The sequence below is a fragment of the Paenibacillus sp. P4_E11 genome (assembly GCF_056401635.1).
This window is the reverse complement of record NZ_JBFUIX010000620.1, coordinates 1-780: the sequence shown is the minus strand read 5'-3', so window position 1 is coordinate 780 and position 780 is coordinate 1. Positions and strand designations below refer to the sequence as shown.

At 47.7% G+C, this 780-nt stretch carries 1 protein-coding gene; it reads right to left on the bottom strand.

The window, feature by feature from the left end:
* Positions 1-712 (bottom strand): extracellular solute-binding protein (locus tag AC1DWB_RS36490; protein ID WP_477545927.1); only part of this gene is annotated, 712 nt, incomplete at its 3' end.
* Between the last annotated feature and the right edge of the window lie 68 nt (positions 713-780).

Genomic DNA, 780 nt, shown 5'->3' with positions numbered 1-780 from the left:
ATAGGAACCCCAATCGTTCGTTGCTCTTCGTGAGCTTCGATGCAGTTTCCCGGAGATCGTCCCATGTCCAGCTGCTGTCAGGCTCCGACAAGTTCAACTCATGGAAATGCGCCTTGTTGTAACACAAAAAGACAGGGGTGAAAACGAAGGGGAGTACGTATTGATGCCCGTTATCGATGAAAGGCGCGTTCAGGAAAGGGTACATTTCCGTTTGCGGCTCGAATGGTTCCAGAATGCTTTTCTCTGGCGAATCTCTGCGCATGAATTCATAATTGTACAGGTTCACCGTGATGACATCGAATAAGCCCTCCTGCAAATACGTTTCCACCGCATCATGCTTTCTAGGAAAACCGACTGGATAAGGCTCGACTTGGATATCGGTCTGCATTTCGTTGAATCGGTTTACGAGCTCGAGTAGTTGAGTTTCCTTGTCCAACGTAGGGTAGTAGCCGAAGCGGATAACTTCCCCCGTCTTCTCCTTCTTGCGGATGATACGCGCTCCGATTCTCGGCACTTTCTCAATGAAGCCGTCGGCGACAAGGACATCTAATCCTTTACGGATCGTATTCTTGCTTAGCGTATATTGTTCTCCGAGCTCCAGTTCCGAAGGGAGAAACTCGCCTTCCACACGGACCCCGCCTAATATATCTTGCTTTAACGTGGCAACCATATCATCCAGACGACTTCGGGACGTGGCGCGTTTTGGCTTCATAATCGTACATCCTCCATACGTAATTCCATTTTCTTTAAAATACATCTTTGTATCAAAGTATACTATAG